This window comes from Flavobacterium sp. J49 (assembly GCF_011742145.1).
In the GTDB taxonomy this organism is placed as follows: domain Bacteria; phylum Bacteroidota; class Bacteroidia; order Flavobacteriales; family Flavobacteriaceae; genus Flavobacterium.
The window spans coordinates 1-26,645 of sequence record NZ_JAAQQU010000105.1 but is presented as its reverse complement, the minus strand read 5'-3'; the positions used below and the strand labels follow the sequence as shown (position 1 = coordinate 26,645).

Below are 26,645 nucleotides of genomic sequence, written 5' to 3'. Positions count from 1 at the left end.
AATTATATTTTTTCTAATACAATTCTACCGTTTAGTGGTTGAATTGGTCTTGCATTGATATCATGTCGTTCTTGAAAGGCATTGAGTTGACTAGAAGAAACGGCCATTTTTTCTTTGAGAATAATCCATTTTAAACCTTGGCTACATGGAGGTGTTGTAAGTGAACCCGTGTATGTATAATAATTTTTGTTTGCCGGTAATATGGCATTTAGGTTTAAACTTGTAGATGTGGCTACCTCTATATCTTCTTCGCTTGGGAAGTTTTGCAAATAAGATTGTATAAAGGTATTATCAGTTGCACTGGTTGCATTAAGCATGATAGCAATAACCGCAAGATTACTGGTTACAGGGTCTTGGTGTACTAAGTGAATCTCCATTTGATCGGTATTTCCATCAATTTCGTGTTCACTATGTGTATGGTAGTGAAATTGTAAAAAATTATAAGTAACCCCGTCAATGCTTATATTGTTTGTGATTGCATTGTCGGTATTTACTTGTACAGTGTGACCATTATCAACAATTTTCATGTTGAAAGGGTTGTAATTAAACATTACTTCTGATAATTGTGAAGACTGAATGGTGCTACCGGTTTGGATATTAATGGGTGTTTGCACTGTTCCACCACAATCTGTATAACCAACGTTTTGCCAAATGGGGTTTTCATAATCCCAGTGAGGAGAATGTTTTTCAATTTTTCCTTCTTCGGTACAACCTAGTAAGAGAACAGCAAAAAGTAACGCTGTAACGCTTTTTGTAAAATATTTTTTTTTCATTTTTCTTGTTTTGTTTTTGTTTTGGCGAAAATATAAATTTAATATTTAGTTTTTAAATAAATACATTCATCATGATGGCAGAAATTTTTACAGCTTTAGTGTTTACTGAGTTGCACGCTGATTATTTATGTTTTTTTTATATTTTGTTTAAGCTGTGTTTCTATTTTTACAAAACATGTTGTAAAAATTTGATGTTATCTTATGATGTTAGGTTGAAATACGCGCTCTAGGGTGTGTGGTGAAGGTATAGGGTAAAAAAAAGCGACTTATTTGATTACCACAGGCTCCAATTGCCGTAGGTTCAAATAAATCGCTGAAAAAATATTGAAAGAATTTTTAAATTGACAAGGTTTTTTATTTATTTCTTCAAAAAGCCGTATTCGTATACCTTAGGCTCTATTTTTTTGCCAAAACTTTCAAACCATCTCTAAGATCAATAATTAGTTGTGTATAAGTAACATCCTCACTTTTGTTATTCATTTTAGCCTTGTCGTTTTTTACTTGAAAATATTCGCGGAAGTCATATAAACTTGCGATAGATTATTGAACTGACGGGAAGATTGGTAATAACGTGCCGCGGCTTGCAACAGCTGCGACGATTTATTACTGATGATTCCAAGTACAAACTTGGCTTTGAATTTTCGAAGAAAATTCGGTGAGAAACCCAAGCCTAGCAGTTGTTGCAAACTGCTGTTATGAGCAGTTTATTTTAGCTCTAATTTTACGCTAGTTTGATTTTTAAAAATTTCACGCAAAATATTTACTTCATTATCATTCAGATTTTCTGTTGGAATTAGATTAGCTACTTGCTCACTTTGATATATTAAAAACCAGTTTTTCAACTCAACAATTTTATGAGCTTTGTTTAATTCAAGCTCAGAATTGAAACTTTCTCCAATGATTTTCATTTTTTCATTGGTAAATTCATATTCTATGGTTTCTTGAATTCTTTTATTTGATAAAAAATTCTTTTTAAAACTTTTATATAATGAAATCGGAATCATAAAAGTCATGATAAAACCAAAAATCAATGGAATTAAAGGTATTTCTTCCAAGATAATAATGCCTAAAAAATACAATAAAGAATAAATAAACATTCCGACTCCAATTAAATGCATCAATATTATTAATGGTTTTTTGTAAGTCAAGGAAAACATCAGTTTTAGATATTTTTTAGCGTCTATTTTAGTTTTAATATGCATGTTCTTTTTTAGCACAAAGGTTTAATAAATTGCTCATAACTAACAGATAATAATGACATAAAATTCAATCATTACTTATCTATTCCAAACATACCAAATTTCTCACACATATACAATCTCCATTAGTAAGGAATTATTACACTAATTAATTGTAAAAATTCTTAACAAAATGGGGGGTACATAAAAAATGATGGGATAAAAATACCGAGCCCGGAGAGCGAAAGTTTATGGTTTTCCGTAAAAAAGGTGTTTTTTATTGGTGCTTTGTTTGATTACTGTTCGCAAAAAGCACCTGTTTTGCGAACGAAACCCAAGTTATACCCCAGTAACTTCCAAAGCCGATGGTAAAAATAGGCTATTTGACTAGTCAGTAATAGTCAATGATATTCATTACCAGTCATATACAGTCATCAATAATCAATACAGGTTAATACCCGTCAGCCTATTGCACAGCATGTAAGACCGGTATAGCTTTGCTTTTAATCAGTAACCATAATGGGCTGATAAATTGATTACTAATCCCTAAAAAATTTAGAAACTATGGGAACATACAACAAGGGCATCTTAGGCCCATTTTCAGGAAAAGTTGGTACCGTTGTAGGTGCCAGTTGGAGAGGTAAAGACATATTGCGTTCGTTACCCAAAAAAACAAATCGTACCCCAACCGAGGTGCAAATGCTACAAAGGCAAAAGTTTGCCACAGTAAGCGAATTTTTAACGCCTATAGGCGATGTGATTTCACGTTACTATGGGTCGGGTAGTGGTGAGCTCACCCGTCGCAACCAAGCCATGTCTTACCACATGAAAGAAGCAGTAACTTATGTAGATCCTAATTTTGAGATGATTTACAACAAAGTGCAAATTGCTAAAGGTGATTTACTGGGCTTGCAAAATCCTACAGTATCGGTAGTGGGCTCTAACGAAATAAAATATAACTGGACAGATAACTCCGGGCAGGGCTCTGCCAAAGCTACTGACCAACTGGTAGTTGTAATTTATGCCCCTTCGGCAAACTTGTACTATTATATGCTTAACGCCGGCTTGCGCAATAGCGGCAATGGTGTAATTACCTTACCAACATATTTTGCAGGCCTAGAAGTACAAAGCTGGATAACCTTTGCTGCTGCCGACGAAAAAAGTTATGCTACTAGTGTGTACATGGGAGCAGTGACGGTGAGTTAGAGGCGAGAAGTGAGAAGTGAGAAGTGAGAAGTGAGAAGTGAGAAGCAAGAAGCAAGAAACAAGAAGCAAGAAGCAAGAAGCAAGAAGCAAGAAGCAAGAGGTGAGAAGCGAGAGGAGAGAGGTGAGATAAAATAGAAATTATGAAGCATAACTTTAAGAATCTTAAAATTTGGATATTGTCGATGGAGATTGCTTCTGATATCCACACCATTAGTCTTGGTTTTCCTAAGAACGAGGTTTTTGGTTTAGTGAGTCAAATGAATAGAGCTGCGGTTTCTATGGCTTCTAATATTGCTGAGGGTTCTAACCGTGGAAATGTTCATTTTAAGCATTACTTGAATATTAGTCTGGGTTCGTCCTTTGAATTGCAAACTCAATTGTTAATAGCCAATCAAAACAAATACATAACCCATGAAATAACTTTGGAAATTGAAAATAAGATTATTGAGTTTCAAAAGATGATTTATGGGTTTATTGTTAAGTTAGGTTAGAAGTAAGAAGTAAGAAGCGAGAAGCGAGAAGTGAGAGGCGAGAGGCGAGAAGTGAGAAGCGAGAAGCGAGAAGCGAGAAGCGAGAGGCAAGAAGCGAGAAGCAAGAAGCAAGAAGCAAGAAGCGAGAGGTGAGAGGTGAGATTTAGTTCATTGCAGTTAGTCTTTCCTCTTGCTTCTTTCCTCTTTTTCCCCACCTTATATTTCCTCTTGCTTCTTGCTTCTTGCTTCTTGCTTCTTTCTTCTTTCTTCTTTCCTTTTTTTCCCCACCTCCCAACTCACACTCTCAGCATCCCTCTAAAACCTCGGGCAGCATAATACGACTGTGCGCCGTTGTGGTAAGTAAAAACGTGGTTGTATCGGAAATCGGCAAAGAGGGCACCGCCTAGTTTTCTTATGTTGGGTGGGGTTTGTATCCAACTGGAGGTTTTGCTGTCAAAGTTGCCCAGTTCCTGCAAGGCGCGGTATTGTTCTTCGGTTAAAAGGCTTATGCCCATAGTGGCAGCCATATCCTGAGCGTTGTGTTGCGGCGGAAAGTCTTTTCGGTTTACTTGTGCTTCGCGGTCATAACAGGCGCTGCGACGGCCTTTGGGACTTTCGGGTGCGCAGTCTACAAAAAGATACTCGCTGGTTTCTTTGTCATAACCCACCACATCAGGTTCGCCACCCGTATTTTCCATTTCATGTAGCGACCATAGTTTTTGGGGTTGGGCCAACAGTTTGGTTTGTACCGCTGCCCAATCCAGTTTAGGGTGGCGGTTTTTGTTTTTCTCAAAACGGGTTTTTAGGGTATTGAGCAATAGTTCCGTTTGCTCTGATGACAATTGGTTGGAGGTATCCGTTTTCATAGTGTTTTATTTTTGTTTTAACGAAGTGGCTATCATTCTTTCCAGTACTTTGAGGTCAACGTCGTCAAGCTTGTTAATGTATAAACAGCCCACGCCGGTTTTGTGTTTTCCCAGTTTTTCGAGTGCCACTGCCTGTTCTTTTATGGCTATGCTGAGGTACAAAGACAGATTGGCCTTTCGGGGTGAAAAACCTATAAGAAGCCAATCGACCTCTCGGCCGGTGGTAGGACTCTTGTAGCGCTTGTTGCCAAACCCAATGATAGAACTGCTCCACAACACCGGTTCTTCTCCGGTGGCGGCCTTCATCATTTCTAAAAGGACAAAACTGTCCTTGCGTTTTTGCTCATCAGGAACCGCATTGATAAAATCGGTTACGCTGGCCTCGGTGGGTTTGGTTTTGATTTCGACGAGTTTTGATTTTTTTTCTCCCATGTCTTCAGGTTGTTTTAGTCAATCAGGTAGGCTTTTCTAATTAAATCCAGTTTAGGATACATTTGGTAAAAAAGGTCACGGTTCAAATACAAATTGGAATTGTTCATAGGCTCTTCGCCATAGCCCGAGTATAAACCGTCGACTACTTCCATGCCTTTGCTTACTTTGCCCAAAGGGGTGAATCCTTTTACGCCATCAAAGGTTAAGGTATCAAGAACGGTATTGTCTACCAAATTTATAAAAATTTCTAAATCGCGAGAGTCTTTTCCGCTACGGGCAAAACTTACAGTGCCTCGGGTGTTAGAGTGTTGTGCAGGTTCATCGGGTATAGTAACCGATTTCCATAGTTTCATTTGGGCAGTATCGGTATTGCCAAACTGGGCTACAAAATTGGGGACAACGCGGTAAAAAATGGCATTGTCATAATAACCGTGTTTAAGGAGTTGGTAGAGTCTGTCGGCTGCTTTAGGCGACCAGTTTCGGTTGATTTGCATTTCAAAGTCGCCTTTGGTGGTTTCAAACTTGGCTTTGAAAATTTCGGGAGCTTGTTCTTGTGTCCAGGCAGTGTTGAAAGGTTCTTTCTTGCAGCCGGTTAACAGCAGTGATACAAATATAAACAGCGCTATTCGCATGGATAATAACTATGATTGGTATAGGCGTAAAGTTATTATAAAAATTTGAGTTTTGTGTTGTAATTAGAAGAGGTTACTGACTACAAATAATGATTTTTGTGAAATAAAAAAACTCCTCAGCAATGGGGAGTTTTATGTTTTTTGATGGTAGGGTGAAATGATGAACAGATGGATATAATCTGTGATACCTCTGATGGTGAGATAAGACACTAAGTAAAGCACACTGTAAATCAGTCTTAGCAGGGTTTGTTTGTTTTCAATGTTGCTGCCTTTGGATAAATGGTTTTTGGTGATGGTTTCCATAAGACTATTATTTGTTTAAAAAATTTTGAAGCCAGTTCCCAAGTATTCTTTTAATGGGTTGTTGGAATCGACTTAAGAGGTTGTTTTTGAATAAAAATTGGGACGTAATGTTCACTGCAGTGCCTACTAAATCAGTTTTTATTTCGGACGTGTCATTTCTGCCAAAAAAAGACGCCAACGGATTCAAATGCTCCATAGCTCCGTGAACTTGTGATTTGAGCTGACGCAGTTCTATGGCTTGTTTTAACTGAAGGTGTATGATATGTTCTTTCAAAAGCTGGGCTTCGGTAATGGTTTTCATGTTGGTTGCTTAGGGGTTTTGTTTTAACATGCTTTTGATGACAGTATTGTTCATTTGGGTTTTAATCCAAGGTTTTCTAAAAAGGAAAAGCAATATTCCAATCAAGACATACATTAAAGCTACCGCAAAGTAACCGTAATAAGTTTTTGTCATCATTTCACCAAACCACAAAGCCAACCCTATGGAAGCAAATAAGGAAACCAAAGCAACAACAATAGATAGTATAAATCTAACAGCCAATGAAGAAGTGAGTGCGGCAATTTCAAAAATAGCTTTATGTTTATAAAGTTCAAATGAGGTTTTGCTGTACTGTTCTACGTTTTCAAATAGACTTTCCAGTGTGGTGGTTTTGGCTTCCATAAATGATTTTAATAAAGCTTAAAGCTTATTTTGGTTGGTGATCAGTTGCAAATTCTTTGGTTTGTTCTACAGCGCTGTCATATTGGTTAGCCGCGTTATGGTACATCTCTTCAAATTTGGTTTTAAGCTCATTGGTGTAGTTGTTTCCTTTTTTCATGATTCTTTTTCTGGTCTTAGAACCTTTTGCAGGAGCAAATAAGATTCCGGCCACTGCACCTATAGCAATACCACTGATAACACCTAATACTATTTTGTTTGTGTTCATAATGTTTGTTTAATTTTTAAGTTTATAATCTTCTTCCTTGAATAACTCTCAAGATTATAGCAATGATGGCAATCACTAACAGTATGTGAATGATGTTTCCGGCACTGTAGGCAAAGAAACCTATGGCCCATAAAATGAGTAATACTACGGCTATGGTATAAAGTAAATTGTTCATAATGTTTTAGTTTTAATTGTTAATTGGATATAGTATAAAGGTAATCTGTTAAGAGTCAAATGACTTACAGAATTCGAAGTATGAGTTGTATTATTCACACTTCTCCCGTTTGAACCTATTTGTTTTGAGAATCGGTATCAGGATTGTTTAACAGTTCCTGTATGCCTTCTATGCTTTCTTCTTGTTCCATGTATTTTTTGGATAGGTTTAGGATATCATGCTCTGTCTTGGTACTGTCATCCATTACGGCATTATTGGCTGTTTCATGTGAGGATATCAATTCGTTCATTTTTAAATGAACTAAGGCCGAATAGCGGTTCGATGATTTTTGAATGATAAACAAGCAAAGAAATGTCGTGCCAAAAATAAAATCGCCTATGTTATCATGAAAATTATCTCCTTTGAACAAACCGGTTGTCCACCAAAACAAAACCAACAGCAGTGCAAAAAGAAACGTTATGGAACTTCCCAATACTTTGGTCGCTAAAGAGGTTAGCTTCTCAAAATAGTGCTCAGTGCGGTTGTATATGCTATTCATAATTTGGCTAATAAAAAATAATCAGAAACAAAATTGTTTTGCTCGTTAAATGTCATAGTTCCGGTTTGTTTTATCGTAATGTTGATTTTATAAAACCGATTGTCATAAGCCATCAAATCAAAAAGCTGATCGGTTGTGGTCGATTTTCCAAACAACAACACATCATTGTAGTAAAGGATATACTCGCTAAGTTTATTGAGAAAGTGATTTTGCAAATAAGCTTCTTGGTATTCTATAAGATTTAGATTTTTTTCTTTGGGATGCTTTTCATCAAAATAGTCAAAACAAGCCAAGTCCGACTTTGTTTTTAAAATATCAATCGTAAACTCAATTAATCGGGCAGACGACTGTTCCATGTATATACCGAGTTTTTTCATGATACTTGTTGGTGTTAAGAATGATTAGGAATGTACTCTTTAAGCATAGACTCTAACGACTTATAGTATTCAAATAATATTTTATTTGTCATTTCGGGTGTGGCGACATCAGGAATGGTTACCTGCATTTCATTCAAATATTTCGACAATTCCGGATAATCGGCTCTAATAGTCATGGTGATTTTGAGGATGTCTGCATTGATTTCTTCTTCAATTTTCATGATAAGGGTTTTTATAGGGTTAAAAAAAAAGCACCAAAAACTTTGGTGCTTTTCACTGCTGTTGTTTTGAGGCAAACAGTCTTATTATTAAGTAGATTTGTCTGAACAATGAAAAGAGGTTGTTACAATATCAGTTGAATAACTAACTCCAAATAAAACCACTTTGCAATAGTAGATTCTTGAGGACAATATTTCTTGCGGATGATTATTGAAGGGTCACTAAAATGAACAACCTCTTTTCAAAATTCAAGAACAAAAATTATTCTTTATTCTAGGGCAACCACACCAATGTTGGTATTTACACCTGCAGTAACTACTACATCTGTTTGTGTTACAGGAAGTAAAGGAGATACCGGTGTAATCGTTATGGAATAAGTTCCCGGTGGCAAACCTGTTATTTTAAAATTACCTTCAGCATCTACATTACTGGTATATACCAATAGGGTAGAAGTTGATGTTGCGGTTACCATCGCCAAACTTCCGATAGGTGTGATACTTCCGATGATATTACCGGATATGGCAGTTAATACCGGTCTAAGTACCGGTTTTAATTTAAATGTTCCGTTACCGGTTTCAATGATTGAGGCATTGGCATCAAAATCTAATAGGATACTATTGTCAATATCAGCATATAGTGTCTGGTTTACCAATAGTTTTAAGCCTGATTGCTCAGCACTTGGGGTGCTCAAAGGGTATGTTACACCATCTAAAACTACAGTATTATTAGAACCCAATATCAATCGGATTTGATTTACTCTAGAATCGCTCAAAGTACTTGTAGCAATTAGTGTATCAGCACCATTGGTAAAGTCTAAAAGATTGTAGATTCCAGCATTGGTATTCAAGAGTACAGTTTGACCGTTGCTTCCTGTTACTTCAACTGCTTCTATATCTACATTAACTTCACTAAAAGGTCCCGGAGCATCGGTCATTCGAACTTTGTAAGCATAGCTGTTGGAGTCCGAGCTATCACTACTACATGAGTTTAATGTGATTGCAATCACCATAAATGCCATTGTTAAAATTGTCTTTTTCATTTTCTGAGTATTTTAAGTTACTATTATTAAAGACAAATTTCCAATATTTAAAGCGTAATTGTGTTACAAAATCTTATTCTAAAGTTTCAAGATTCACATGTAGGATGGCTTACTGCGTCTTTTGCACTTCTTTTTGCACTTCTTTTTTCTTTTTGGTTTTTTCCAGTTCCTTGAGCCTTTTTTCCTCAGCTTTTTTCTTTTTGTTGAAGTAACCTCGGAGCAGGAAATTGTGTTTGGCTGCTTCCATATTTTCATTAAGCCCTTTTGTAGCATCTTCAATATTGCTCAAGGAAGCATCAAGGGATTTACCCATTTTATCATCGTTGACCAATTTAGAAAGCATGCTGTTCTCATTGTTCATTTTTGAAGTAAATTCCGCCAGTTCATAAGTAATCACTTGAGCATTATCAACGCTGACTTTTACACTTTTCATGATGTCTTCTATTTCAATAGCATTGGTAGAACCTATTTTATCGTTGTTTTTGACTATTTTTTTAGAAGAATTGCCATGGGAAATGGTCAAGACTTTATCACCCATCAAACCGTCTGAGCCAATACTGGCCAAGGCATCTGTTTTGATGTATTTTTGGACTTTCTGTTGCACCACAATAACTACGACCACAGCCGAATCTGAAAGGAATTCGATTTCTTTTACCGTTCCGATGTTGATGCCCGAAAAACGAACGTTGTTGCCAATTTTCAATCCACTGACATTTTTAAATTCCGACTTCAATTGGAAAGTATCTCCAAACAAATTTTTGGTTTTGCCGATAAAATAAATGGTCACTATAAAAAGAAAAATACCGATGATGATAAACATCCCTAATTTCCATACGTATCCTGAATTCTTAATCATAATTGTTGAATTAAATTATACAAAAAAGGACCGAACCCAAGGATCATTGCTTTTCTTGAGTGCGGCATAAGTGCCCTCGGCATTGATTATGCCGTCTTTTAAAATCATGATGCGGTCACCCGTTAGTTTGGCGCAAGCCATATCATGCGTTATTACTATAGAGGTCGTTTTAAATTTCTTTTGAATAGACAAAATCAACTCGCTGATTTCTCGTGCAGTAATAGTATCCAAGCCCGAAGTAGGTTCGTCATACAAAATAATTTCGGGTTTGATGATCAAAGTACGCGCCATTCCAATGCGCTTTCGCATACCGCCCGATAACTCCGAAGGCATTTTATCTATGGCTTCGAGCAATCCTACATTTTCTAATGCTTCGGTTACTTTTTGCTCTATGTCATCTTTCGAAATGTCTTTGGTGTGGTGCTTTAACGTAAAGATGAGGTTTTGTCTCACCGACATCGAGTCGTATAAAGCGCCGTTTTGGAACATAAAACCCACACGGACTCTGATTTTGTTCAGGTCATGTTCATTCAAAGCTTTGATATTGGTACCAAAAACTTTGATATTACCTTTGTCGGCTTGAACCAAACCTACCAAACATTTAATCGTTACCGATTTTCCCGAACCCGAACGGCCGAGTATCACTAAGTTCTCACCCGATTTGACTTTTAGAGTTACGCCTTCAAGGACTTTATGGTCACCAAAGGTTTTGTGTAAATTCGATATTTCTATAAGCGCAATTTCTTTTCCCATAGCGTTAAAAAAGTAAATCGGTTAATTGTACCGCCAGCATATCGATGATAAAAATGGATAGGGAAGCAGAAACCACAGCAGAGTTGGCTGCAATTCCTACACTGGCTGTTCCGTTAGAAGCATTGAAACCTTTATAACAACCAATTAAGCCGATAAAAAAGCCAAAAAAGAAGGTTTTCACAATGGCCGGAAGCACATCTAAAAATTCTAAATGTTCAAACACATCCGAAAAATAGCGGTACAAACTGATGTTTCCATGAATGTTGTAGCCAATGTAGCCACCATATATACCAATCAAATCGGCATACAAGACCAAAATCGGAACCATTAATGTAGTGGCCAAAATTCTCGTAACTACTAAGTATTTATAAGGATTGATAGCCGAAACTTCCATGGCGTCAATTTGTTCGGTTACTTTCATCGAACCTAGTTCGGCACCAATACCCGAAGCAATTTTCCCGGCACAGATTAGGGCGGTAATCACCGGAGCAATTTCTCTGATAATTGATAGCGATACCATACTGGGCAACCAAGTTTCGGCACCAAACTTTGCCATCGTCGGACGAGATTGAATGGTGAGCACTAATCCCATGATAAAACCGGTGATGGTAACCAATGGTAACGATTTATTGCCTACCGCATAACATTGCCGCAAAAACTCATTGATTTGAAATGGCGGTTTGAAAAGTTCTCTAAAGAATCTTGCCGTAAACAGCGCCATGTTTCCCGTGTCGGTAAAAATATTTTTTAAGGTTGTGGTCATGAATTATAAAACTAACTTAAATAACGCCTTAAAACCCAAGCCATAGTTTCGTGTTGTTGCAAAATTTTGGTGAGTAAATCGGCTGTTCCTGCATCGTGGTTTTCGTTGGTGCACAAATCAATATCTTTTCGTATTTCAACAATCAGCATTTCGTTATCGTTCAAGAGTTCCAGGATCATGTCTTTTTGCAAAGGATATTTATTTTCATGTTCAGTCAATCGGGTAAGATTTGTAAACTCCTTCATGGTTCCAATTGTCTTACTGCCTAATTTGTTGATGCGCTCAGCGACTTCATCAATAATTTTTTCAAATTCGGTGTATTGCGCTTCCAATAGTTTGTGGAGTTCCATAAAACTATTACCCACAATATTCCAGTGGAATTTTCTGGTTTTGACATATAGGGTCATCTCATCTGATAATACTACAGACAACAGTTGGGTGCTTTTTTTTAAATTGGTTTCAGAGATGCCAATTTTAGGAGTCATAATCATTGGATTGAATTTTATTGTTTTTATATGGAATCGTTATCGCCAAACTCATTAAACTTTTTTTTGATGTTTTGTTTTGAGTAAGGTGATTTGTTACTGGTATCAGCAATAGTCGAATTTTTGTTGGCCACTGTTTTTTTGGCGGTTGGTTTTTGTTTTTTAAAGGTGCTCATCTTTTGGTCTTTTTAAAGTGATATGTTCTGCCATTGTTTGGCTGTTTTTTGGTATTTGAGGGGTTGCATTTTTTTGGTTTCGGAAACCTTTTTTTCCTTGATTTCAAAATACTTTTTAATGGTAAGTCTTGCCATCAAATAACTCACCGTAGATTCGGCTCCTTGATTAAGGTTGATGTAATCTTCTTCTAAGCCATCATAACAACCTCCGGTACAGGGATTATAGAGGATTTGGTTCAAATGATTTTTGCCCAAAAACCAATTGAAAGCCATATTCATTTTATCCTTGTAATCCTCGTCTTTAAAAGTGTCGTAGAATTTGCTTAAGGCCAAAATGGTATAAGCCACATCAATGGGTTGTTCGCCTCCGATAACCTCTTCCGATGATTCGTAACCGTTGTGTAACCAACCTTTATTAGAAATCACCTTGATGCTGTTGGTGGTAAAAATTTTAGACAGTAAAAAGTCAAAAGTGATGATCGCAATTTCCTTGTAAATGGTGGTTCCCAAAGTCAAATAAGCGCAGAGCATGGCTTCGGGCAGGATGCTGTTGCCATATGTTAAATAGCTTTCGTACCATTGCCAATTTTCTTTGGTTTCATGCTTGTACATTTGGGCTAGTTTGTCTGCTAAATGTTTGGTTAATAAGGTGTAAGAAGGTGTTTTGTTGTTGCGATTGCTGTAGAATATCCCTTTGATTATAAAAGCCATGGCTCTTGGCGAATGTATGTTTAGCACATTAGACAAGGCTAATTTCATAGTGGCTTTTGCTTCGTCAATCAAAGCATCGGGCAAAAGGTCGCTGTTCGAAATTAAATAGCCCAATGCCCAAATGGCTCTTCCGTTGGAATCCGACAGATTGGTCTCGCTATTTTGTTTGGTAAATTTTTTGTTTTTATCTAAGTAGTTTAAAAAATAACCCTCATCCTGCAGACAGTTTTTGATAAAGTTGAAATAGAGAGTAATGTATATTAAATCTTCTTCGTTTTTGGTGATTTCATAATGTTGGCACATCGCCACTAAAGCCCTGGCGTTGTCGTCTAAAGTATAACCGGATTCGATGTCGGGTTGGTTGATAATTGAGAATTGAATCATGCCATAATCTGTGGTCATTTTTTTTAGGTGATTCAAATTGATTTCGGGTATTTTGTATTGCAAGTCTAATTCACTTTCGGAGACTTTTTCAAAAAGCAGCGCATGGGCAATTGCTGAGTTTTCCCAAGCAGTTGGAGCCAATTTGTGAATACCGTTAGCCGAAATAGTGGCACACAATGTATCATTGTCGATGAGGTCGATAATCTTTTTGGCCAATTGCTTTGGGTTTTCAAAATCTACGATTATCCCTGTTTCGTTTTGCAAAACTTCTGTAGCATGAGGAATAGGCGTTGAAATGATGGGACAACCGCAACTCAAAGCATAAGAAAATGTGCCGCTAACCGCTTGGTTTCGGTCTTTGGAAGTAAAGAGGTAAATATCGGTGAGTTGCAAATATTCCAGCAGTACCTCAAGAGGTAAATATTGGTTGATAAATTTTACATTGTGCTGTAAATGCAGCGATTCGATTTTTTCTATAAGGATTGCTCGATACTGTTCGCCTTCTTCTTTGATTACCGTAGGATGTGTTTTTCCAATGACTAAGAACAATACATCCGGATATCTTTTGACCACAATTCGCAGCGCGTTTATGGTTGTTTCAATGCATTTTCCTGAGCTCAATAAGCCAAAGGTGGCCAAAACTTTTCTGCCGCTTAAAAGGTGTTTTTCTTTTAAAATTGCTTTGTCTAAATGCGCTACCAAATGGGTTCCGTGTGGAATCACTTCAATCTTGGTACTGCTTATTCCGTAGTCCTCAATTAGGATTTTGGCTGAGGTTTTGGTCATTGCTATGATCGATTGCGCAACGCTTTCTATGTTTTTTACCAATTGTTTTAAAGCCTCGTCGGGTTTGGGTAAAACGGTATGGAAAGCCACTATAACCGGTTTGTTGATTTGCTTTAGAAAATGAATAAAATCGGATTCATTGTTTTTGAATAGGCCAAACTCATGTTGCAACAAAACGATATCAATGTTGGTGTTTTGATTGATTTTAGTCGCGGTTTCAGCGTAGGATTCGGTACTGTCGGTTTCGAGAGTATAAGCTACTTCTTTGGGATATAGTTGTTTTTCATCGGCTAATTCTAAGGCACAAATGCTGATTTTAAATGTTTTCTTGAATTTGTTTTTCAAGGCAAAAATTAAATCTTGGGAATAGGTAGCAATGCCGCATTCTCTTGGCGGATAGGAAGAAATAAATACAATTTCACGGTGTGTTTTATCAGCCATATTATTTTTCATTTTAAACTTTGTTAAGCATTAATTCATTAAGCAAATCGGATAAACTCATAGAGGCACAAGCGATTCTCTCGTCGGCGGCACCATAATAGATGAACAATCTGTCATCAAAAACTACTGCACCTGTTGGAAAGCAAACATTGTTAACTTCTCCTTTCAGTTCCCAATGAAACTCCGGCACAAAGAGCGGATAAGGCAATCGGGCCAATTCTTTTTGCGGATTTTCTAAATCCAATAGTGCGGCACAGGCTGAATAAACATACCCTTGTAACGAATCGTGTACACCGTGGTAAATCAGTAACCAACCGTGTTCGGTTTCAATTGGAGGACAGCCGCCACCGATATAACTGACTTCATGTTCATATTTAGGTTGGAGTACTATATATTCATCAAAATGAAGAAAGTAGTTTTGCCAAAACACATCATTCAATTCGGCTAGGTTTTCAGTAGCCACGACCAATTGAATTTCGGGCCGTATGCGGTGCAAGAACAGAAGCTTTCCATTAATTTTTCGAGGAAAGAAAATGAGGTTTTTATCCCAAATAAGCATCTCTTTACCGTCTTTTTCGAGTATACTGTCGTGTTGGTTGTACCTGAAATATTTATCGTTTATAATCCCTTTGGTTTTAGCCAAATGATTGAACTCTTCATAAGTAATTTGAGGTACAATAATGCCTCTTTTTTCAAAATGCACTAAGTCTTTGGAGGTTGCCAAACAACCTAGTGCATTTACACCATCATAGGCTGTAAAAGTGAGATAATAGGTGTCTTCAATTTTAACCAGCCTGGGATCTTCAATGCCATGACATTCATAATCAAATTCGGGAGACAGTAGTGCTTTATCATTTCGGGTTTCAATAAATAAGGGTCCTTTGAGTTTGCAATAGCCTATGCTGGAATGATTGCCTTGACTCACCGCTCTGTACAAAAGGTGCACATCGTCTCCTTCTCTAATGGCTGCCGGATTTAAAACACCTTCGTTTTCGAAGACATTATTGGTTTTTTGAAGCAATATGCCTTCTTTGATTACTTTTATCATGGAACTTTTAAGTTGTTTATAAAATTAAAATCAACAATAGAATGATGATTAAAATGGCACCTACAGAAAGATAGACTCCGTTGTTGCTGGCTTTCAGTGTCGCTTTGATGTCTCTGACCTCTTTGCGAAGCGCTTTTCTTTCCACGCGAGACAAATCAGATTTGTCCATGTCTCGTATTTCTTTAATACGCTTGACCATGACATCTACTTTGGCTTTTTCTTCGGCTGTGTTGGTGATTGGCGTTTTTTCATGGGTACCATTAGTAGCAAAAGCAGGAGCTGTTGTTGCTATGGATAGTACTAGTAATAGAATTTGAAATTTGGTAATTGTTTTCATGATTTACTATTTATTGTGAATAATAAATTTCACGCTATTTCCCTAAAAATCTGTTATAGAAATCTTTCAAATAATTATATTATTCACACTTTTATAGTTTTGTATTTCAGTAGTTTACAATAAATAAAAGGCTACCTCAATGAGATAGCCTTTTTATTAATAGGAGGTAAATGAGCTTATGCTTTAATAGGCCGTTCTCAATTCAACTCTTCTGTTTTTGGCACGACCTAAAGAGGTTGCATTGGTAGCTATAGGTTTGCTTTCGCCAAATCCTGTTGCAGTTAAACGGCTGTCGGCAATTCCTTTTTCAATAAGATAAGCTCTTACGGAATTGGTACGTTTTTGCGACAACACCTGATTGAATTCATCCGAACCGTTGCTATCAGTGTGACCATCTATGAAAAGATTGGCACCTTCGTATTTGTTTAAAATTTTAACCAATTCATCCAGTAAAACCAATGACGCTACTTTTAGTTTGTCGCTATTGTTTTCAAAGAAAATTTTACTTCCGATGTAAGTGATTCTTACAGCATCTTGCTTGGCTATTTCAGGACAACCTTTGTTTTCTAAGCTGCCTTTCGCATTGGGACAACGGTCGTCTATATCGGCTACGCCATCACCATCGGTATCAGGACAACCTCTTAAACTCTCCGGACCGAAAGCATTCGGACAACGGTCTACATCATTCATCACACCATCTTTATCATCATCCATCGGACAACCATTAACATCTACTTTACTTCCGGATGGAGAATTAGGGCATTTATCATCCAAATCGGCAACTCCGTCACCATCCGTATCGGGACAACCTTTTAAGGCAATTGTTCCTCTGGTATCAGGACAACGGTCGCTCAAATCGGTTACGCCGTCATTGTCTCTATCGGGACAACCATTCATTATTGCGTTTCCGGCTACATCGGGACAAGTGTCTAAATAATCGGCCACACCGTCACTGTCTTTGTCTAAAGGACAGCCTTTTTTGTCAACGGCAACACCAGCCGGTGTGTCGGGACATTTGTCATTGCTATCGGAAACACCGTCATTATCGGCATCTTTTTTCTCACCGAAATTGAAAGTCAAACCGGCCATGTGCATCAAGAAATCATCTTTTTTACCCGAAACAACCCCATCTCTGCGATCATTGTTGGTAAACATAAAAGTTTCCTGAAGATTAAGGGATAATACGGGCGTTAATCGGAAGTTAATACCACCACCAACTACCGGAAAAGTAGTATCGATTTTCTCTTTGTGGAAATTGAGTTGTCGGTCAAAAAGAATGGCGCCAATTCCACCAAAGACATAAGGTCTAACGGCAAATTCGGGTCCGATAAGGTTCAATCTTAAATTAATGGCCGCTGAACTGTAATCACTTTTAAACCCGGTTACGCTACTGTCATAGCCCAATGTACCTCGGGTGTACAATAAATTCAAATCCAAATACTTCCACAAATACCTTGAAACTGTAATCCCGGCAAAACCATAAGCGGTTTTATCGGTTTTGTACCAATCTCTTCCTAAATCACCATGGTATTGGATCAGTCCACCATGCAGTCCGAAGTTCCATTTCTTGTCTTCGGTTTGTGCTTTTGTTGCTAGTGTAGATGCCAGGCATATACAGAATAGTAGTACTTTTTTCATATTATAATTATTTAATTATTTACGTCAAAGGTCATATACATTGGCGGTAAAAGAGTTATACAACTATTGTTATAGTTTGTGTTATTCACACATTTAAAGGCACAAAAAAAAGCCCTGCTGCATGGGAGCAACAGGACTTCCAATAAATGGTCTCACATTTATTAAACTAACCAAAACAAACCTTATTACGCTTAACGCATAGTTATATTTTTGAAATATTTTAGGGTATCGCAATCCTATTTATTTGATTATTTTCCGGGGTATTTTTATTGATTTCCAATTGGTTGATAAAGGGAAATTTCTTTTCTAATTCTTTAGTATGCTTTCTTAAATAGATGATGTGAACGGTTAGCATTTCGACCAATTCAAAAGTAGTCGCATTGCTGATTAACATCGGAATGACAACCAAGAGTTCTTTTTCGTGCCAATAGATTTCCTTTAGTTCTTTCATTGACTTTTCGCATAAAAGCACATTCTCAGCAAAATCTTTTCTGTCGGTTACACTTTTGATTTGGTTGTGGGAAACCTTAGTCAAATAGTTTGATACTCTATTCTTCATCTTCTTTTCTTTTAGGGGTCAATTATTTGTTGGAAAAGAACTCCTTGACAAAATTATGTTTTTGTTGAGCAGTCATTTTATCCGTTTGTTTGACTTGTATTTTGATATTTTGAAAGCGATTATCAGCAGTAATGACGTTAAAGAGTTCTTCCTTAGCATCAGTTGGGCCAAAGAGAATGACTTCTTTGTACTTTTTGACTACGGCCATCAGTTTTTTGTAATACTTAGATTGTAACTGTTGCTCTTTGCTGTGTAAATGTGCTTCACCTTTCAATAAGCTGTCGATTTTTTCCTGTTGGGTAAAGTCAGATTCAATGGTTTTAACTTCGAAGGGATGGTTTGAATATTCCATCAGATGTGCGATGGAGTGATCCATCCAAATGCCGATTTTATTTCTTGTAGTTGCCATGGCTTTCTTTGTATTGATTAGACCTACTATTGCAATGATGAGCTTTAGTGATGATACAAAGTTGAGACGAATAAATAAAATGGCAGTTATAAGATTGCCTGAATTTTTTTTATAATTCACACATTATAAGCGATGTAATGCTTTACATTCGGTCCATATACCAACTCAGCTCTTTTTCCATTTTTTGGTATTTGAAAATCGTAGAGATTACTTTTTGCAAACGAACAAATGCCGTTTCGCTTTTTACCACATAGTCAAACGCTTTGTGGTGCATGCAAGTTACTGCAATTTCAATACGGTCTTGGCTGGACAACATTATTACCGGAATGCCACCATTGGTATTTTTGATTTTATCTAAAGTTTGCAGACCGTTGATGGCATTTTTAACCACGCCGTCAAGGTGATAGTCAAGGACGACAATATCCGGTTTTTTGTTTAAGTTTTGGAGGCACAATTCCCCTGTAGCATAAGTTTCTATCTCAAAATCACCTTGCTCCATAAATTGGATTTCCAATGATTTTAAAAAAACGGCATCATCATCAACCAGGAAAAGTTTTATTTTAGACTCAATTTTCATAATTTATAGTTTTAGGTGGAGTAGTTCCTGTTTTAATTCGATAAGTGATTCATTGCAAACTTTTTCTAATTGTTCAACTAAATCATTCAGTTCAATAGAACGTTCTAATTTCTCGGCATATTCCTGAACTTTTTGGGCCAATTCCGTAAATTCCGGATGAATTCCCATGATGGCAAATGACGGCATCATTTTGTGGGCTGTTGCTTTTAACAAACTCCAGTCTTTGTCTTTAAAACTCTGTTTCATTAAATCGACCAATGGAGGAGTTTGCTTGATGTAAGCATTGATCATTTCACCCATCAGTATCGGATTGGCTTTGGTTAGTTTGGTCAAATAACTCAAATCCACGTACTTGATGGTCTGTGTATGTTTGTTACCGATGCTTTTGTTTTCAATGATAGCGACCGGTTTTTTGATAAAACTAATTAATTTGCTGTATAACAAGCGTTCGTCTACAGGTTTTGAAATATAATCATTCATGCCGACGGCTTTGCATTTGGCCACATCAACTGTCGTGACATCAGCGGTTAGGGCAATAATCGGCAAGCTTAATTTCAAGGTTTTCCGGATGTATTCTGTGGCTTCAAAACCATTCATTTCAGGCATTTGCAAATCCATCAAAATAATATCGTAAGTGTTTTTCTCGAGCTTGTCAATGGCAATTTTTCCATTGCCGGCAATTTCACATTCAAAACCAAAGTCATCCAATACCGTTTTCATCAACAGTTGGTTGAGTTCCATGTCTTCCACGACTAAGATTTTGGTGTCTTTAATATCGGTGTCTATTTCGGTAATTTCAGGGTCTAAAACCGCTTCCGCATCGGTTTTGTCAAAGTAAAGGATAAAGCTAAAAGTGGAGCCTTCTCCAAGAGTACTTTCCACATTTATAGTTCCGTTTTGGGCTTCGACCAATTGTTTTACGATGGCCAAGCCTAAACCGGTTCCGCCAAAAATTCGGGAAGTTCCGCTGGTAGCTTGTTGGAAATTTTCAAAGATGGTTTCGGTTTTGGTGTCATTTATTCCGATGCCGGTATCGGTTACCGAAAATTGTAGGGCAACATCGTCATCCGTTTCGGAAACCAATTTTACGCTAACGGTAATTTGGCCAACATTGGTGAACTTGACCGCATTGCTCACCAGGTTTAGAATGATTTGATGCAAACGCACCGGATCGCCTACTAAAACATCGGGAATCGAGGCGTCATAATGGGTTATTAATTTTAAATTTTTCTCTTGAATTTTGGTTTCAAACAAATGCAGCATGGCTTTGATAGACAATTTCAGTTTGAAAGGTGTTTTTTCAAAAGTCATTTTTCCGGCATCCACTTTGGCCAAATCGAGTATGTCATTGATTAATACAATCAGCGCATCGCCACTCATTTTAATGGCCATTAAGTATTCTTTTTGTTTGGCGGTCAATTCGGTTTTGAGGACGACTTTGGTGAATCCGATAATGGCGTTCATCGGTGTTCGTATTTCGTGACTCATGTTTGACAGAAATTGTTGTTTTGATTTTACGGCTTCATTGGCTTCTTTGGTCGCCTTTTCGGCCATAATTTTGGTTTTTTCGGCAATAGAAGAGGCCAATTCAGCAAATGTTTTGGCCTCAATTAATTCCTGTTCCGCTCTTTTTTGTTCGGTAATGTCACGAGCTACAACCACTGCACCAATCACATTGCCGTTTTGGTCTTTATAAACTGAGCCATTAAATAAGACAGGAACCAATTCACCATCAGTAATCACCAATGGATAGTCGATGACGAATCCTTTTTCAAAGACTTCCTCGTAAATTTTTTTGGCCTGTTGGGGTTCGGTAAAATAATTGAAGAAATCGGAGCCTATCAGTTTCTCTTTGGAAACGCCGGTTACCCTAACCGATGCTTGATTGGTATCTGTAATTTTGCCTTTAGGGCTAATGGTAAATAACGGATCTCGGCTGGCTTCTATTAGGCTTAACGAATATTGAGAAGCGGCTTTCAGCGAGTAATTATAGGCTTCGAGTTCTTTGTTTTCAGAGACGCGTTTTTCTTTTTCTTCGTTTTGAAAGTTCAATTCTTTATCGGCGATGACCAATTCATTGGCGCGATTTTGTTTTTCTCCGGTTTGAAACTCAAGTTCTTTATTGGCGATGACCAATTCATCGGCGCGTTTTTCTTTGATTTTGTTTTGGTATTCCAGCTCTTTGTTGGCAACCAACAATTCATCGGCACGTTTTTCTTTTTCGCTGTTTTGGTGTTCGAGTTCTATATTGGCAATAACCAGTTCGGCCGCACGTTTTTCTTTTTCTTTGTTCTGAAATGCCAGTTCTTTGTTGGCTATAACCAATTGGGCAGTAGTTTTCTTTTGTTGGGTAATATCGATGAATGAAATCAGTGAACAGTCATTTCCCATATACTTCATAGCCTGTATGGAAACTAAGAACCAAAACGGAACGCCTTTTTTGTTCTTGAGGATGATTTCTATGGTATTGATGGTTTCGTTATTTTTGAATTCTAATGCCAATTTTTCCTGAAACTCCGGGTTTACAATGCCTAATTCTGTTGCTGTTTTGCCGATAATTTCCTCTTTAGTAAAACCAAAACATTTTAGGAATGATTTATTGACATACTTAAACTGTGCTGTTTTAGTATCTATAAAAATCATTCCGATAGCGCTGTTTTCAAACATGTCGAAAAACAGATCTTGGGATTTGTTTTTTTGGTCTTCTGATGTTTGGGTTTGGCTCATAGATTTTTAGTTTAAGAGTAAACGCCCAATTCTTCAATTGGATTTCGTCTTTTGTCTTTTAGTAATTTGAAGTGCGAAGGCGATAAGCCGGTGACTTTTTTGAATTGGGTTGATAAATGAGCAACACTGCTGTAATTCATTTTCCAGGCGATTTCGGTAATGTTGAGTTCGTCGTAGATGATAAGCTCTTTGATGCGTTCCACTTTGTGCAAAATCATGAATTGTTCAATGGTTATGCCTTGAACTTCCGAAAAAAGATTGGCAAGATAGGTGTAGTTTTGGTTTAGCTTTTCACTTAAATATTCTGAAAAGGTCACTTTGATAGGTTCTTCGGCATAATGAATCATTTCGATAATGACATTTTTTACTTTTTCAATCAAGATGGCTCTTTTGTCGTCCATTAGTTCCAATCCTGATTCTAATAAATTGACTTTCAGTAACTCTCTTTGTGTTGCAGAGATATTTTCCATGATGTCAACCACGCCCAAATCAACGATGATAAAATGCAGCCCTAATTTTTTCAGTTCCTCTTTCACCATCATTTTGCAACGATTGCTGACCATGTATTTAATATAGAGTTTCAAAATAAGTGGTTTATACAGTTAAGCAAAGGTTTGTTATTAAAACAAATCTCAGTTATACAATAATGGAATTAAATGATATAATTCACAGATTATCGAGTGTATTGCGCTTTTTTTCTTGAAGATTTTTAAAGAAGGTAGGGGTCAGTCCTGTTACCTTTTTAAATTGAGTAGATAAGTGGGAAACACTGCTGTAGTTCATGCGATAGGATATCTCGGTAAGATTGAGTTCGTCGTAGAGCAGCAGTTCTTTTACCTTTTCGATTTTGTGTGCAATGATATAGTGTTCTATGGTGATTCCTTTTACTTCGGAGAAGATATTCGCCAAATAAGTGTAATCGTATCCCATTATTTTACTGATGTAATCGGAGTAGTTTACTTTGGGTAATTCATCGTTGTAATGAATCATTTCGGTAATGACAATTTTTATTTTTTCAATGAGCATGGCTTTCTTATCATCCATCAGTTCGAGTCCGGAAGCCAAAAGTGCTGTTTTTAATTTTTCGCGTTTCTCAGCCGTGATATTCTCCATGATTTCAACAATACCAAGCTCAACAGTTGTATAGTGTAGTCCTAAATTTTTCAACTCTGCTTTGACTAGCAACTTGCAACGCAAACTGACCATATATTTAATGTATAGCTTCATTTTCAAGTGTCATTTTTTAAGTACTTTGTTGTACTGATTAAAAAGGTTATGTTTTGATAAAATGAAGCTTTACGCTTTAAATAAAACTTATTTTCTAATCTTCATAACCACTTTTAATAATGGTAGAGATCATTTTAAATTGTTCATTGGCATTAAAACTATGTCGGGCATGCGCCGGTATAATGATTCCTTCACCCAAAGTAAGTTTGTGTTTTAGGTCTTTGATGGTAATTTCAGCTGCACCGTGAATAATTTGAATGTAATTATCGTAAGGTGATGTCTTTTCCTGTAGTTCTTCACCGGCATCAAAAGAAGAAGCGGTAATGTTTCCGGTAGTTTTCCTAATGATGGTTTTGCTTACCACAGCATTGGGTATGTATTGAATGATTTCAACAATTATATGTGATTTTGCTTTTTCGAGTTCAATGATGTCCATGATTTTGTTTAGATAAGTATTGGTTAAATAATAATTTCACAAAAATGGTTAGTCATGAAATAATTCTGTTAAAGGTAGTCACTTTATACCGGTTACTTGCAAGTAATTCAATAAATGATTGTTTTCAGGATTAAGAATTGATTTTTCTTTCACCCACATCATGCCATTTTGTTATGACTCGTCTTTAGTAGTTTTCACCAAACTGATTCCGGACACAAAGAAAATTAAGCCCAAGACACCATATATAGCCAGTGTTTTAATATCTCTGGTGCTTTCTGTTGCAGTTAAAAAAACTTGAGCGGCATAGATGAGACTGGCAATTCCAAGTAAGGTAAGTATGGCTCCGAAAATTCGTTTGAGATTCATGGTTTAGGATTGTTTAATAATTCCATACAAATATGAATCATTTTACGGTGAAGTTTATTACACAATAAGAAATTTAAATTGCATAATTCACAGATTTATAACGATATAAACAATTGACAATCAATATTTTGAGGGTGTGAATTATAAAACATAATAAATTAATTCTAAAAGGCTATCCCTATAATTTTGTCAAGTAATCCTCTTAAAGCCTTGTTGCTTAGAAGCCTAATTACGGGTTTTTCAAAAACATGTTGATTAACAGATTTATGATGTATTTAAACGATAATATGTCCTTTTTCCTTTAAAAAAGAGCTTGCAAATTAAAATACCGATAGTCGGTATTTTGTGTAATTCTAAATCATTAATTATGAAAAGAAAATTAATTTACTACTTATTCGTAAGTATGTTTTTTGGGGTTTTTCAAATTTCAGCTCAAGATTGTTCAGGCTTCAAAACCTTTTCACAGGGCGGATGGGGAACCCAATGCCATGGTGGCAATGCAGGCTGTTATCGAGATGCTAATTTCGACGCAGCCTTTTTAGATGGTATCCGAATTGGGAATGAAACCAATTCTATTACTTTGACTTCCTCTTTGGCAGTTAAAAATTTTTTGCCGTCTGGCACTACCGCTAGAGCTTTAGATACTGGTGCTTTAGTTGACCCGGGTAATACTTATAAAAATATTTTGGCCGGTCAATTAGTTGCATTAACACTATCCATAGGATTTGATGCTTATGATGCCGATTTTTCATCGAATTCACAATCTTTAGCAAGCTTGGAAATTGCCGGTGGAACTTTTGCGGGTATGACCGTTGGGGAATTTTTAATTTTAGCCAATGCTGCTATTGGCGGGGATGTTACCGGATATTCTTATTCGGAATTTAACGCAGCAGCAGCGGCAATCAACCTCAATTTTCATGAAGGTACGGTAGATAATGGTTATTTAATTTGTGATGCCGTACAATTACCGCCTCTAACATTGATTTTAACAACGCTTTGTAGTAACTCAACAACTGCACAAGTTAGCGTAAATGTTACTGATGGAACTGCACCTTATACTTTTACCTTGTCTAATGGCACTTTCATTGTAAGTCCACTTCAAACAGTTACTTTTAGTGGTTTGGCTCCGGGAACTTATTCAGTGGTGGTCACTGATGCTAATGGTGCTACTTCAGTCGGCTCCAATACCTTTACCATTTCGTTGCCTAATCCAATTATTCCAACTACGACTATTACCAATGTTATATGTTTTGGACAAAGTAATGGTAGTATATCAGTCACCACTACGGGAGGAACTTTGCCCCATACTATTCTATGGTCTAACGGAAGTACCAGTTTTAGCATTGACAACTTAACAGCAGGTACTTATACGGCGGTTATAATTGGAGCGCATGGCTGTACTGTTGATGTAACGGCAATTGTGACACAACCTTTGTTACTGTCAAGTACCAATGTTCCGGTCAACGCCACTTGTTGTACCGGAGATAATGGAAGTATAGCAGTAACGCCAATAGGAGGAACTGCTCCATATACTATTTTATGGTCTAATGGAAGTACAGCCCTGTCAATTGATGCTTTAACCGGCGGAACGTATACTTATGTTCTAACGGATGCAAACGGTTGTATTACAAATGGTTCTGTGATTATTCTTTCAGTACCGGTTTTAGCAAGTACATATGTTGTTACTCCGGCCACTTGTGAAGGAGATAATGCTCAAGCAATAGTAACGGCCACCGGAGGTACTTCCCCTTATATTATTTTATGGTCGAATGGAAGTGCTGCTTTCACAAACTCTAATTTAGTAACCGGTACTTACACTTACACTGTAACTGATGCTAATGGATGTCAGGTTGTCGGAACAGTGAGTATTGTAAATATTCCAGCTTTAATAGCTACTACTACACAAACCAATATCTCTTGTTTTGCAGGAACCAACGGAAGTGTAACAGTAACCGCTACCGGTGGAACGGCTCCTTATACCATTTTATGGTCTAATGGTGGCACAACCTTTACCGCTAACAATTTTGCAGCTGGTACTTATACAGCGGTTATCACCGATGCTAATGGATGTACTTCAAACGTAAGTGTAACCATCACGCAACCGACAACAGCTTTGGCTTCTACTAATACTACTACCAATGTATCTTGTTTTGCAGGAAACAATGGAAGTGTAACAGTAACGGCTACAGGTGGAACTTCTCCATATACTATTTTATGGTCTAATGGTGGCACTACATTTACTGCTAACAATTTAGCAGCTGGTACTTATACAGCGGTTATCACCGATGCTAACGGATGTACTTCAAACGTAAGTGTAACCATCACGCAACCGGCAACGGCTTTGGCTTCTACTAACACAACTACCAACGTTTCTTGTTTTGCAGGAAACAATGGAAGTGTAACAGTAACGGCTACAGGTGGAACTTCTCCATATACTATTTTATGGTCTAATGGTGGCACAACCTTTACCGCTAACAATTTTGCAGCTGGTACTTATACCGCCGTTATCACCGATGCTAATGGATGTACTTCCAACGTAAGTGTAACCATCACGCAACCGGCAACAGCTTTGGCTTCTTCTAATACTACTACCAACGTATCTTGTTATGCAGGAACCAACGGAAGTGTAACAGTAATGGCTACCGGTGGAACTTCGCCTTATACTATTTTATGGTCTAATGGCGGCACTACCTTTACCGCTAACAATTTTGCAGCAGGTACTTATACCGCAGTGGTAACCGATGCTAACGGATGTACTTCCAATGTAAGTGTAACCATCACGCAACCGGCAACAGCTTTGGCTTCTACTAATACCACTACCAACGTATCTTG

33 protein-coding genes and 1 pseudogene are annotated in these 26,645 nt (G+C 37.2%); 3 read left to right on the top strand and 31 right to left on the bottom strand.

The genetic code is table 11. From position 1 onward, the window contains the following. Positions 1 to 2 precede the first annotated feature (2 nt). Positions 3 to 773 carry a carbonic anhydrase gene (locus HA632_RS10865; RefSeq protein WP_176307224.1) on the bottom strand — a complete coding sequence of 257 codons (771 nt, stop codon included), beginning with the start codon at positions 771 to 773 and terminating at the stop codon, positions 3 to 5. Between the two features lie 704 nt (positions 774 to 1,477). Further along, a complete protein-coding gene (locus HA632_RS10860) occupies positions 1,478 to 1,975 on the bottom strand; it encodes a YcxB family protein (protein WP_176307223.1) in 498 nt (165 codons plus the stop codon). 540 nt (positions 1,976 to 2,515) lie between these two features. Here HA632_RS10860 and HA632_RS10855 point away from each other — a divergent pair. Both HA632_RS10855 and HA632_RS10850 read left to right on the top strand, forming a co-directional pair. Next, the gene (locus HA632_RS10855; RefSeq protein WP_176307222.1) at positions 2,516 to 3,157 is read left to right on the top strand and encodes a DUF6266 family protein; all 642 of its coding nucleotides are present in this window, start codon (positions 2,516 to 2,518) and stop codon (positions 3,155 to 3,157) included. A gap of 140 nt (positions 3,158 to 3,297) precedes the next feature. Further along, positions 3,298 to 3,648: a four helix bundle protein gene (locus HA632_RS10850; protein WP_176307221.1), complete on the top strand. Its 351-nt coding sequence runs from the start codon at positions 3,298 to 3,300 to the stop codon at positions 3,646 to 3,648. Positions 3,649 to 3,923: 275 nt separating this feature from the next. On the opposite strand, the gene HA632_RS10845 is transcribed toward HA632_RS10850, so the two are convergent. From HA632_RS10845 to HA632_RS10705, 29 genes are all read right to left on the bottom strand, one after another. Further along, positions 3,924 to 4,493: a DUF4256 domain-containing protein gene (locus tag HA632_RS10845; RefSeq protein ID WP_176307220.1), complete on the bottom strand. Its 570-nt coding sequence runs from the start codon at positions 4,491 to 4,493 to the stop codon at positions 3,924 to 3,926. A gap of 6 nt (positions 4,494 to 4,499) precedes the next feature. After that, complete coding sequence (locus HA632_RS10840) at positions 4,500 to 4,925, bottom strand: DUF1801 domain-containing protein (RefSeq protein WP_176307219.1); 426 nt, start codon at positions 4,923 to 4,925, stop codon at positions 4,500 to 4,502. A 14-nt stretch (positions 4,926 to 4,939) separates the two neighbouring features. Next, on the bottom strand, positions 4,940 to 5,557 hold the full coding sequence (locus tag HA632_RS10835) for a peptidylprolyl isomerase (protein WP_176307218.1): 618 nt from the start codon (positions 5,555 to 5,557) through the stop codon (positions 4,940 to 4,942). A gap of 132 nt (positions 5,558 to 5,689) precedes the next feature. Beyond that, positions 5,690 to 5,860 carry a hypothetical protein gene (locus HA632_RS10830; protein WP_176307217.1) on the bottom strand — a complete coding sequence of 57 codons (171 nt, stop codon included), beginning with the start codon at positions 5,858 to 5,860 and terminating at the stop codon, positions 5,690 to 5,692. A gap of 7 nt (positions 5,861 to 5,867) precedes the next feature. Continuing rightward, positions 5,868 to 6,161, bottom strand: coding sequence for a hypothetical protein (locus HA632_RS10825; protein ID WP_176307216.1), 294 nt, complete (start codon positions 6,159 to 6,161; stop codon positions 5,868 to 5,870). A 9-nt stretch (positions 6,162 to 6,170) separates the two neighbouring features. After that, positions 6,171 to 6,521, bottom strand: a complete 351-nt coding sequence (locus tag HA632_RS10820) for a hypothetical protein (protein ID WP_176307215.1) — start codon at positions 6,519 to 6,521, stop codon at positions 6,171 to 6,173. A 25-nt stretch (positions 6,522 to 6,546) separates the two neighbouring features. Continuing rightward, positions 6,547 to 6,786 (bottom strand): YtxH domain-containing protein, encoded by a 240-nt coding sequence (locus HA632_RS10815; RefSeq protein ID WP_176307214.1) that lies wholly within the window; start codon positions 6,784 to 6,786, stop codon positions 6,547 to 6,549. Between the two features lie 22 nt (positions 6,787 to 6,808). Then, on the bottom strand, positions 6,809 to 6,961 hold the full coding sequence (locus HA632_RS10810) for a lmo0937 family membrane protein (protein WP_176307213.1): 153 nt from the start codon (positions 6,959 to 6,961) through the stop codon (positions 6,809 to 6,811). A gap of 115 nt (positions 6,962 to 7,076) precedes the next feature. Further along, entirely contained in the window at positions 7,077 to 7,499 is a 423-nt protein-coding gene (locus tag HA632_RS10805) for a low affinity iron permease family protein (protein WP_176307212.1), read from the bottom strand. Then, positions 7,496 to 7,876, bottom strand: a complete 381-nt coding sequence (locus tag HA632_RS10800) for a hypothetical protein (protein ID WP_176307211.1) — start codon at positions 7,874 to 7,876, stop codon at positions 7,496 to 7,498. Before HA632_RS10800 ends, HA632_RS10805 begins: the two co-directional genes overlap by 4 nt. Before the next feature lie 14 nt (positions 7,877 to 7,890). Further along, entirely contained in the window at positions 7,891 to 8,097 is a 207-nt protein-coding gene (locus HA632_RS10795; RefSeq protein WP_176307210.1) for a hypothetical protein, read from the bottom strand. Positions 8,098 to 8,363: 266 nt separating this feature from the next. Continuing rightward, on the bottom strand, positions 8,364 to 9,134 hold the full coding sequence (locus tag HA632_RS10790; RefSeq protein ID WP_176307209.1) for a DUF4382 domain-containing protein: 771 nt from the start codon (positions 9,132 to 9,134) through the stop codon (positions 8,364 to 8,366). 109 nt (positions 9,135 to 9,243) lie between these two features. Beyond that, a complete protein-coding gene (locus tag HA632_RS10785) occupies positions 9,244 to 9,990 on the bottom strand; it encodes an MlaD family protein (protein WP_176307208.1) in 747 nt (248 codons plus the stop codon). Positions 9,991 to 10,005: 15 nt separating this feature from the next. Beyond that, positions 10,006 to 10,743 (bottom strand): ABC transporter ATP-binding protein, encoded by a 738-nt coding sequence (locus HA632_RS10780; protein WP_176307207.1) that lies wholly within the window; start codon positions 10,741 to 10,743, stop codon positions 10,006 to 10,008. A gap of 4 nt (positions 10,744 to 10,747) precedes the next feature. Then, on the bottom strand, positions 10,748 to 11,506 hold the full coding sequence (locus HA632_RS10775) for an ABC transporter permease (RefSeq protein WP_176307206.1): 759 nt from the start codon (positions 11,504 to 11,506) through the stop codon (positions 10,748 to 10,750). 11 nt (positions 11,507 to 11,517) lie between these two features. After that, positions 11,518 to 11,991, bottom strand: coding sequence for a Dps family protein (locus HA632_RS10770; RefSeq protein ID WP_176307205.1), 474 nt, complete (start codon positions 11,989 to 11,991; stop codon positions 11,518 to 11,520). 26 nt (positions 11,992 to 12,017) lie between these two features. Next, entirely contained in the window at positions 12,018 to 12,167 is a 150-nt protein-coding gene (locus tag HA632_RS10765) for a hypothetical protein (protein WP_176307204.1), read from the bottom strand. A gap of 12 nt (positions 12,168 to 12,179) precedes the next feature. Beyond that, on the bottom strand, positions 12,180 to 14,501 hold the full coding sequence (locus HA632_RS10760) for a glycosyltransferase (protein WP_176307203.1): 2,322 nt from the start codon (positions 14,499 to 14,501) through the stop codon (positions 12,180 to 12,182). A gap of 1 nt (position 14,502) precedes the next feature. Next, positions 14,503 to 15,537: a pesticidal protein Cry7Aa gene (locus HA632_RS10755; protein ID WP_176307202.1), complete on the bottom strand. Its 1,035-nt coding sequence runs from the start codon at positions 15,535 to 15,537 to the stop codon at positions 14,503 to 14,505. 16 nt (positions 15,538 to 15,553) lie between these two features. After that, complete coding sequence (locus tag HA632_RS10750) at positions 15,554 to 15,874, bottom strand: hypothetical protein (RefSeq protein ID WP_176307201.1); 321 nt, start codon at positions 15,872 to 15,874, stop codon at positions 15,554 to 15,556. A 183-nt stretch (positions 15,875 to 16,057) separates the two neighbouring features. Then, positions 16,058 to 17,512: an OmpA family protein gene (locus tag HA632_RS10745; RefSeq protein ID WP_176307200.1), complete on the bottom strand. Its 1,455-nt coding sequence runs from the start codon at positions 17,510 to 17,512 to the stop codon at positions 16,058 to 16,060. Positions 17,513 to 17,732: 220 nt separating this feature from the next. Further along, positions 17,733 to 18,071 carry a hypothetical protein gene (locus HA632_RS10740; RefSeq protein WP_176307199.1) on the bottom strand — a complete coding sequence of 113 codons (339 nt, stop codon included), beginning with the start codon at positions 18,069 to 18,071 and terminating at the stop codon, positions 17,733 to 17,735. A 22-nt stretch (positions 18,072 to 18,093) separates the two neighbouring features. Beyond that, a complete protein-coding gene (locus HA632_RS10735; protein ID WP_176307198.1) occupies positions 18,094 to 18,480 on the bottom strand; it encodes a hypothetical protein in 387 nt (128 codons plus the stop codon). Between the two features lie 142 nt (positions 18,481 to 18,622). Then, on the bottom strand, positions 18,623 to 19,057 hold the full coding sequence (locus tag HA632_RS10730) for a response regulator (RefSeq protein ID WP_176307197.1): 435 nt from the start codon (positions 19,055 to 19,057) through the stop codon (positions 18,623 to 18,625). A gap of 3 nt (positions 19,058 to 19,060) precedes the next feature. Next, positions 19,061 to 21,784 (bottom strand): PAS domain S-box protein, encoded by a 2,724-nt coding sequence (locus HA632_RS10725; protein ID WP_176307196.1) that lies wholly within the window; start codon positions 21,782 to 21,784, stop codon positions 19,061 to 19,063. A gap of 11 nt (positions 21,785 to 21,795) precedes the next feature. Then, positions 21,796 to 22,347, bottom strand: a complete 552-nt coding sequence (locus HA632_RS10720; protein ID WP_176307787.1) for an AraC family transcriptional regulator — start codon at positions 22,345 to 22,347, stop codon at positions 21,796 to 21,798. 103 nt (positions 22,348 to 22,450) lie between these two features. Next, positions 22,451 to 23,011 (bottom strand): AraC family transcriptional regulator, encoded by a 561-nt coding sequence (locus tag HA632_RS10715; RefSeq protein ID WP_176307195.1) that lies wholly within the window; start codon positions 23,009 to 23,011, stop codon positions 22,451 to 22,453. A 94-nt stretch (positions 23,012 to 23,105) separates the two neighbouring features. Beyond that, complete coding sequence (locus HA632_RS10710) at positions 23,106 to 23,447, bottom strand: cupin domain-containing protein (protein ID WP_176307194.1); 342 nt, start codon at positions 23,445 to 23,447, stop codon at positions 23,106 to 23,108. 171 nt (positions 23,448 to 23,618) lie between these two features. Then, on the bottom strand, positions 23,619 to 23,813 hold the full coding sequence (locus tag HA632_RS10705) for a hypothetical protein (RefSeq protein ID WP_176307193.1): 195 nt from the start codon (positions 23,811 to 23,813) through the stop codon (positions 23,619 to 23,621). 367 nt (positions 23,814 to 24,180) lie between these two features. Here HA632_RS10705 and HA632_RS10700 point away from each other — a divergent pair. After that, positions 24,181 to 26,645: pseudogene (locus HA632_RS10700) on the top strand (SprB repeat-containing protein); the annotation flags it as partial.

Excerpts from the sequence above, each read along its gene's own strand:
- HA632_RS10865 (WP_176307224.1), bottom strand. The coding sequence starts at position 773 with ATGAAAAAAAAATATTTTACAAAAAGCGTTACAGCGTTACTTTTTGCT.
- HA632_RS10860 (WP_176307223.1), bottom strand. The coding sequence starts at position 1,975 with ATGCATATTAAAACTAAAATAGACGCTAAAAAATATCTAAAACTGATG.
- HA632_RS10855 (WP_176307222.1), top strand. The coding sequence starts at position 2,516 with ATGGGAACATACAACAAGGGCATCTTAGGCCCATTTTCAGGAAAAGTT.
- HA632_RS10850 (WP_176307221.1), top strand. The coding sequence starts at position 3,298 with ATGAAGCATAACTTTAAGAATCTTAAAATTTGGATATTGTCGATGGAG.
- HA632_RS10845 (WP_176307220.1), bottom strand. The coding sequence starts at position 4,493 with ATGAAAACGGATACCTCCAACCAATTGTCATCAGAGCAAACGGAACTA.
- HA632_RS10840 (WP_176307219.1), bottom strand. The coding sequence starts at position 4,925 with ATGGGAGAAAAAAAATCAAAACTCGTCGAAATCAAAACCAAACCCACC.
- HA632_RS10835 (WP_176307218.1), bottom strand. The coding sequence starts at position 5,557 with ATGCGAATAGCGCTGTTTATATTTGTATCACTGCTGTTAACCGGCTGC.
- HA632_RS10830 (WP_176307217.1), bottom strand. The coding sequence starts at position 5,860 with ATGGAAACCATCACCAAAAACCATTTATCCAAAGGCAGCAACATTGAA.
- HA632_RS10825 (WP_176307216.1), bottom strand. The coding sequence starts at position 6,161 with ATGAAAACCATTACCGAAGCCCAGCTTTTGAAAGAACATATCATACAC.
- HA632_RS10820 (WP_176307215.1), bottom strand. The coding sequence starts at position 6,521 with ATGGAAGCCAAAACCACCACACTGGAAAGTCTATTTGAAAACGTAGAA.
- HA632_RS10815 (WP_176307214.1), bottom strand. The coding sequence starts at position 6,786 with ATGAACACAAACAAAATAGTATTAGGTGTTATCAGTGGTATTGCTATA.
- HA632_RS10810 (WP_176307213.1), bottom strand. The coding sequence starts at position 6,961 with ATGAACAATTTACTTTATACCATAGCCGTAGTATTACTCATTTTATGG.
- HA632_RS10805 (WP_176307212.1), bottom strand. The coding sequence starts at position 7,499 with ATGAATAGCATATACAACCGCACTGAGCACTATTTTGAGAAGCTAACC.
- HA632_RS10800 (WP_176307211.1), bottom strand. The coding sequence starts at position 7,876 with ATGAAAAAACTCGGTATATACATGGAACAGTCGTCTGCCCGATTAATT.
- HA632_RS10795 (WP_176307210.1), bottom strand. The coding sequence starts at position 8,097 with ATGAAAATTGAAGAAGAAATCAATGCAGACATCCTCAAAATCACCATG.
- HA632_RS10790 (WP_176307209.1), bottom strand. The coding sequence starts at position 9,134 with ATGAAAAAGACAATTTTAACAATGGCATTTATGGTGATTGCAATCACA.
- HA632_RS10785 (WP_176307208.1), bottom strand. The coding sequence starts at position 9,990 with ATGATTAAGAATTCAGGATACGTATGGAAATTAGGGATGTTTATCATC.
- HA632_RS10780 (WP_176307207.1), bottom strand. The coding sequence starts at position 10,743 with ATGGGAAAAGAAATTGCGCTTATAGAAATATCGAATTTACACAAAACC.
- HA632_RS10775 (WP_176307206.1), bottom strand. The coding sequence starts at position 11,506 with ATGACCACAACCTTAAAAAATATTTTTACCGACACGGGAAACATGGCG.
- HA632_RS10770 (WP_176307205.1), bottom strand. The coding sequence starts at position 11,991 with ATGACTCCTAAAATTGGCATCTCTGAAACCAATTTAAAAAAAAGCACC.
- HA632_RS10765 (WP_176307204.1), bottom strand. The coding sequence starts at position 12,167 with ATGAGCACCTTTAAAAAACAAAAACCAACCGCCAAAAAAACAGTGGCC.
- HA632_RS10760 (WP_176307203.1), bottom strand. The coding sequence starts at position 14,501 with ATGAAAAATAATATGGCTGATAAAACACACCGTGAAATTGTATTTATT.
- HA632_RS10755 (WP_176307202.1), bottom strand. The coding sequence starts at position 15,537 with ATGATAAAAGTAATCAAAGAAGGCATATTGCTTCAAAAAACCAATAAT.
- HA632_RS10750 (WP_176307201.1), bottom strand. The coding sequence starts at position 15,874 with ATGAAAACAATTACCAAATTTCAAATTCTATTACTAGTACTATCCATA.
- HA632_RS10745 (WP_176307200.1), bottom strand. The coding sequence starts at position 17,512 with ATGAAAAAAGTACTACTATTCTGTATATGCCTGGCATCTACACTAGCA.
- HA632_RS10740 (WP_176307199.1), bottom strand. The coding sequence starts at position 18,071 with ATGAAGAATAGAGTATCAAACTATTTGACTAAGGTTTCCCACAACCAA.
- HA632_RS10735 (WP_176307198.1), bottom strand. The coding sequence starts at position 18,480 with ATGGCAACTACAAGAAATAAAATCGGCATTTGGATGGATCACTCCATC.
- HA632_RS10730 (WP_176307197.1), bottom strand. The coding sequence starts at position 19,057 with ATGAAAATTGAGTCTAAAATAAAACTTTTCCTGGTTGATGATGATGCC.
- HA632_RS10725 (WP_176307196.1), bottom strand. The coding sequence starts at position 21,784 with ATGAGCCAAACCCAAACATCAGAAGACCAAAAAAACAAATCCCAAGAT.
- HA632_RS10720 (WP_176307787.1), bottom strand. The coding sequence starts at position 22,347 with ATGGTCAGCAATCGTTGCAAAATGATGGTGAAAGAGGAACTGAAAAAA.
- HA632_RS10715 (WP_176307195.1), bottom strand. The coding sequence starts at position 23,011 with ATGAAGCTATACATTAAATATATGGTCAGTTTGCGTTGCAAGTTGCTA.
- HA632_RS10710 (WP_176307194.1), bottom strand. The coding sequence starts at position 23,447 with ATGGACATCATTGAACTCGAAAAAGCAAAATCACATATAATTGTTGAA.
- HA632_RS10705 (WP_176307193.1), bottom strand. The coding sequence starts at position 23,813 with ATGAATCTCAAACGAATTTTCGGAGCCATACTTACCTTACTTGGAATT.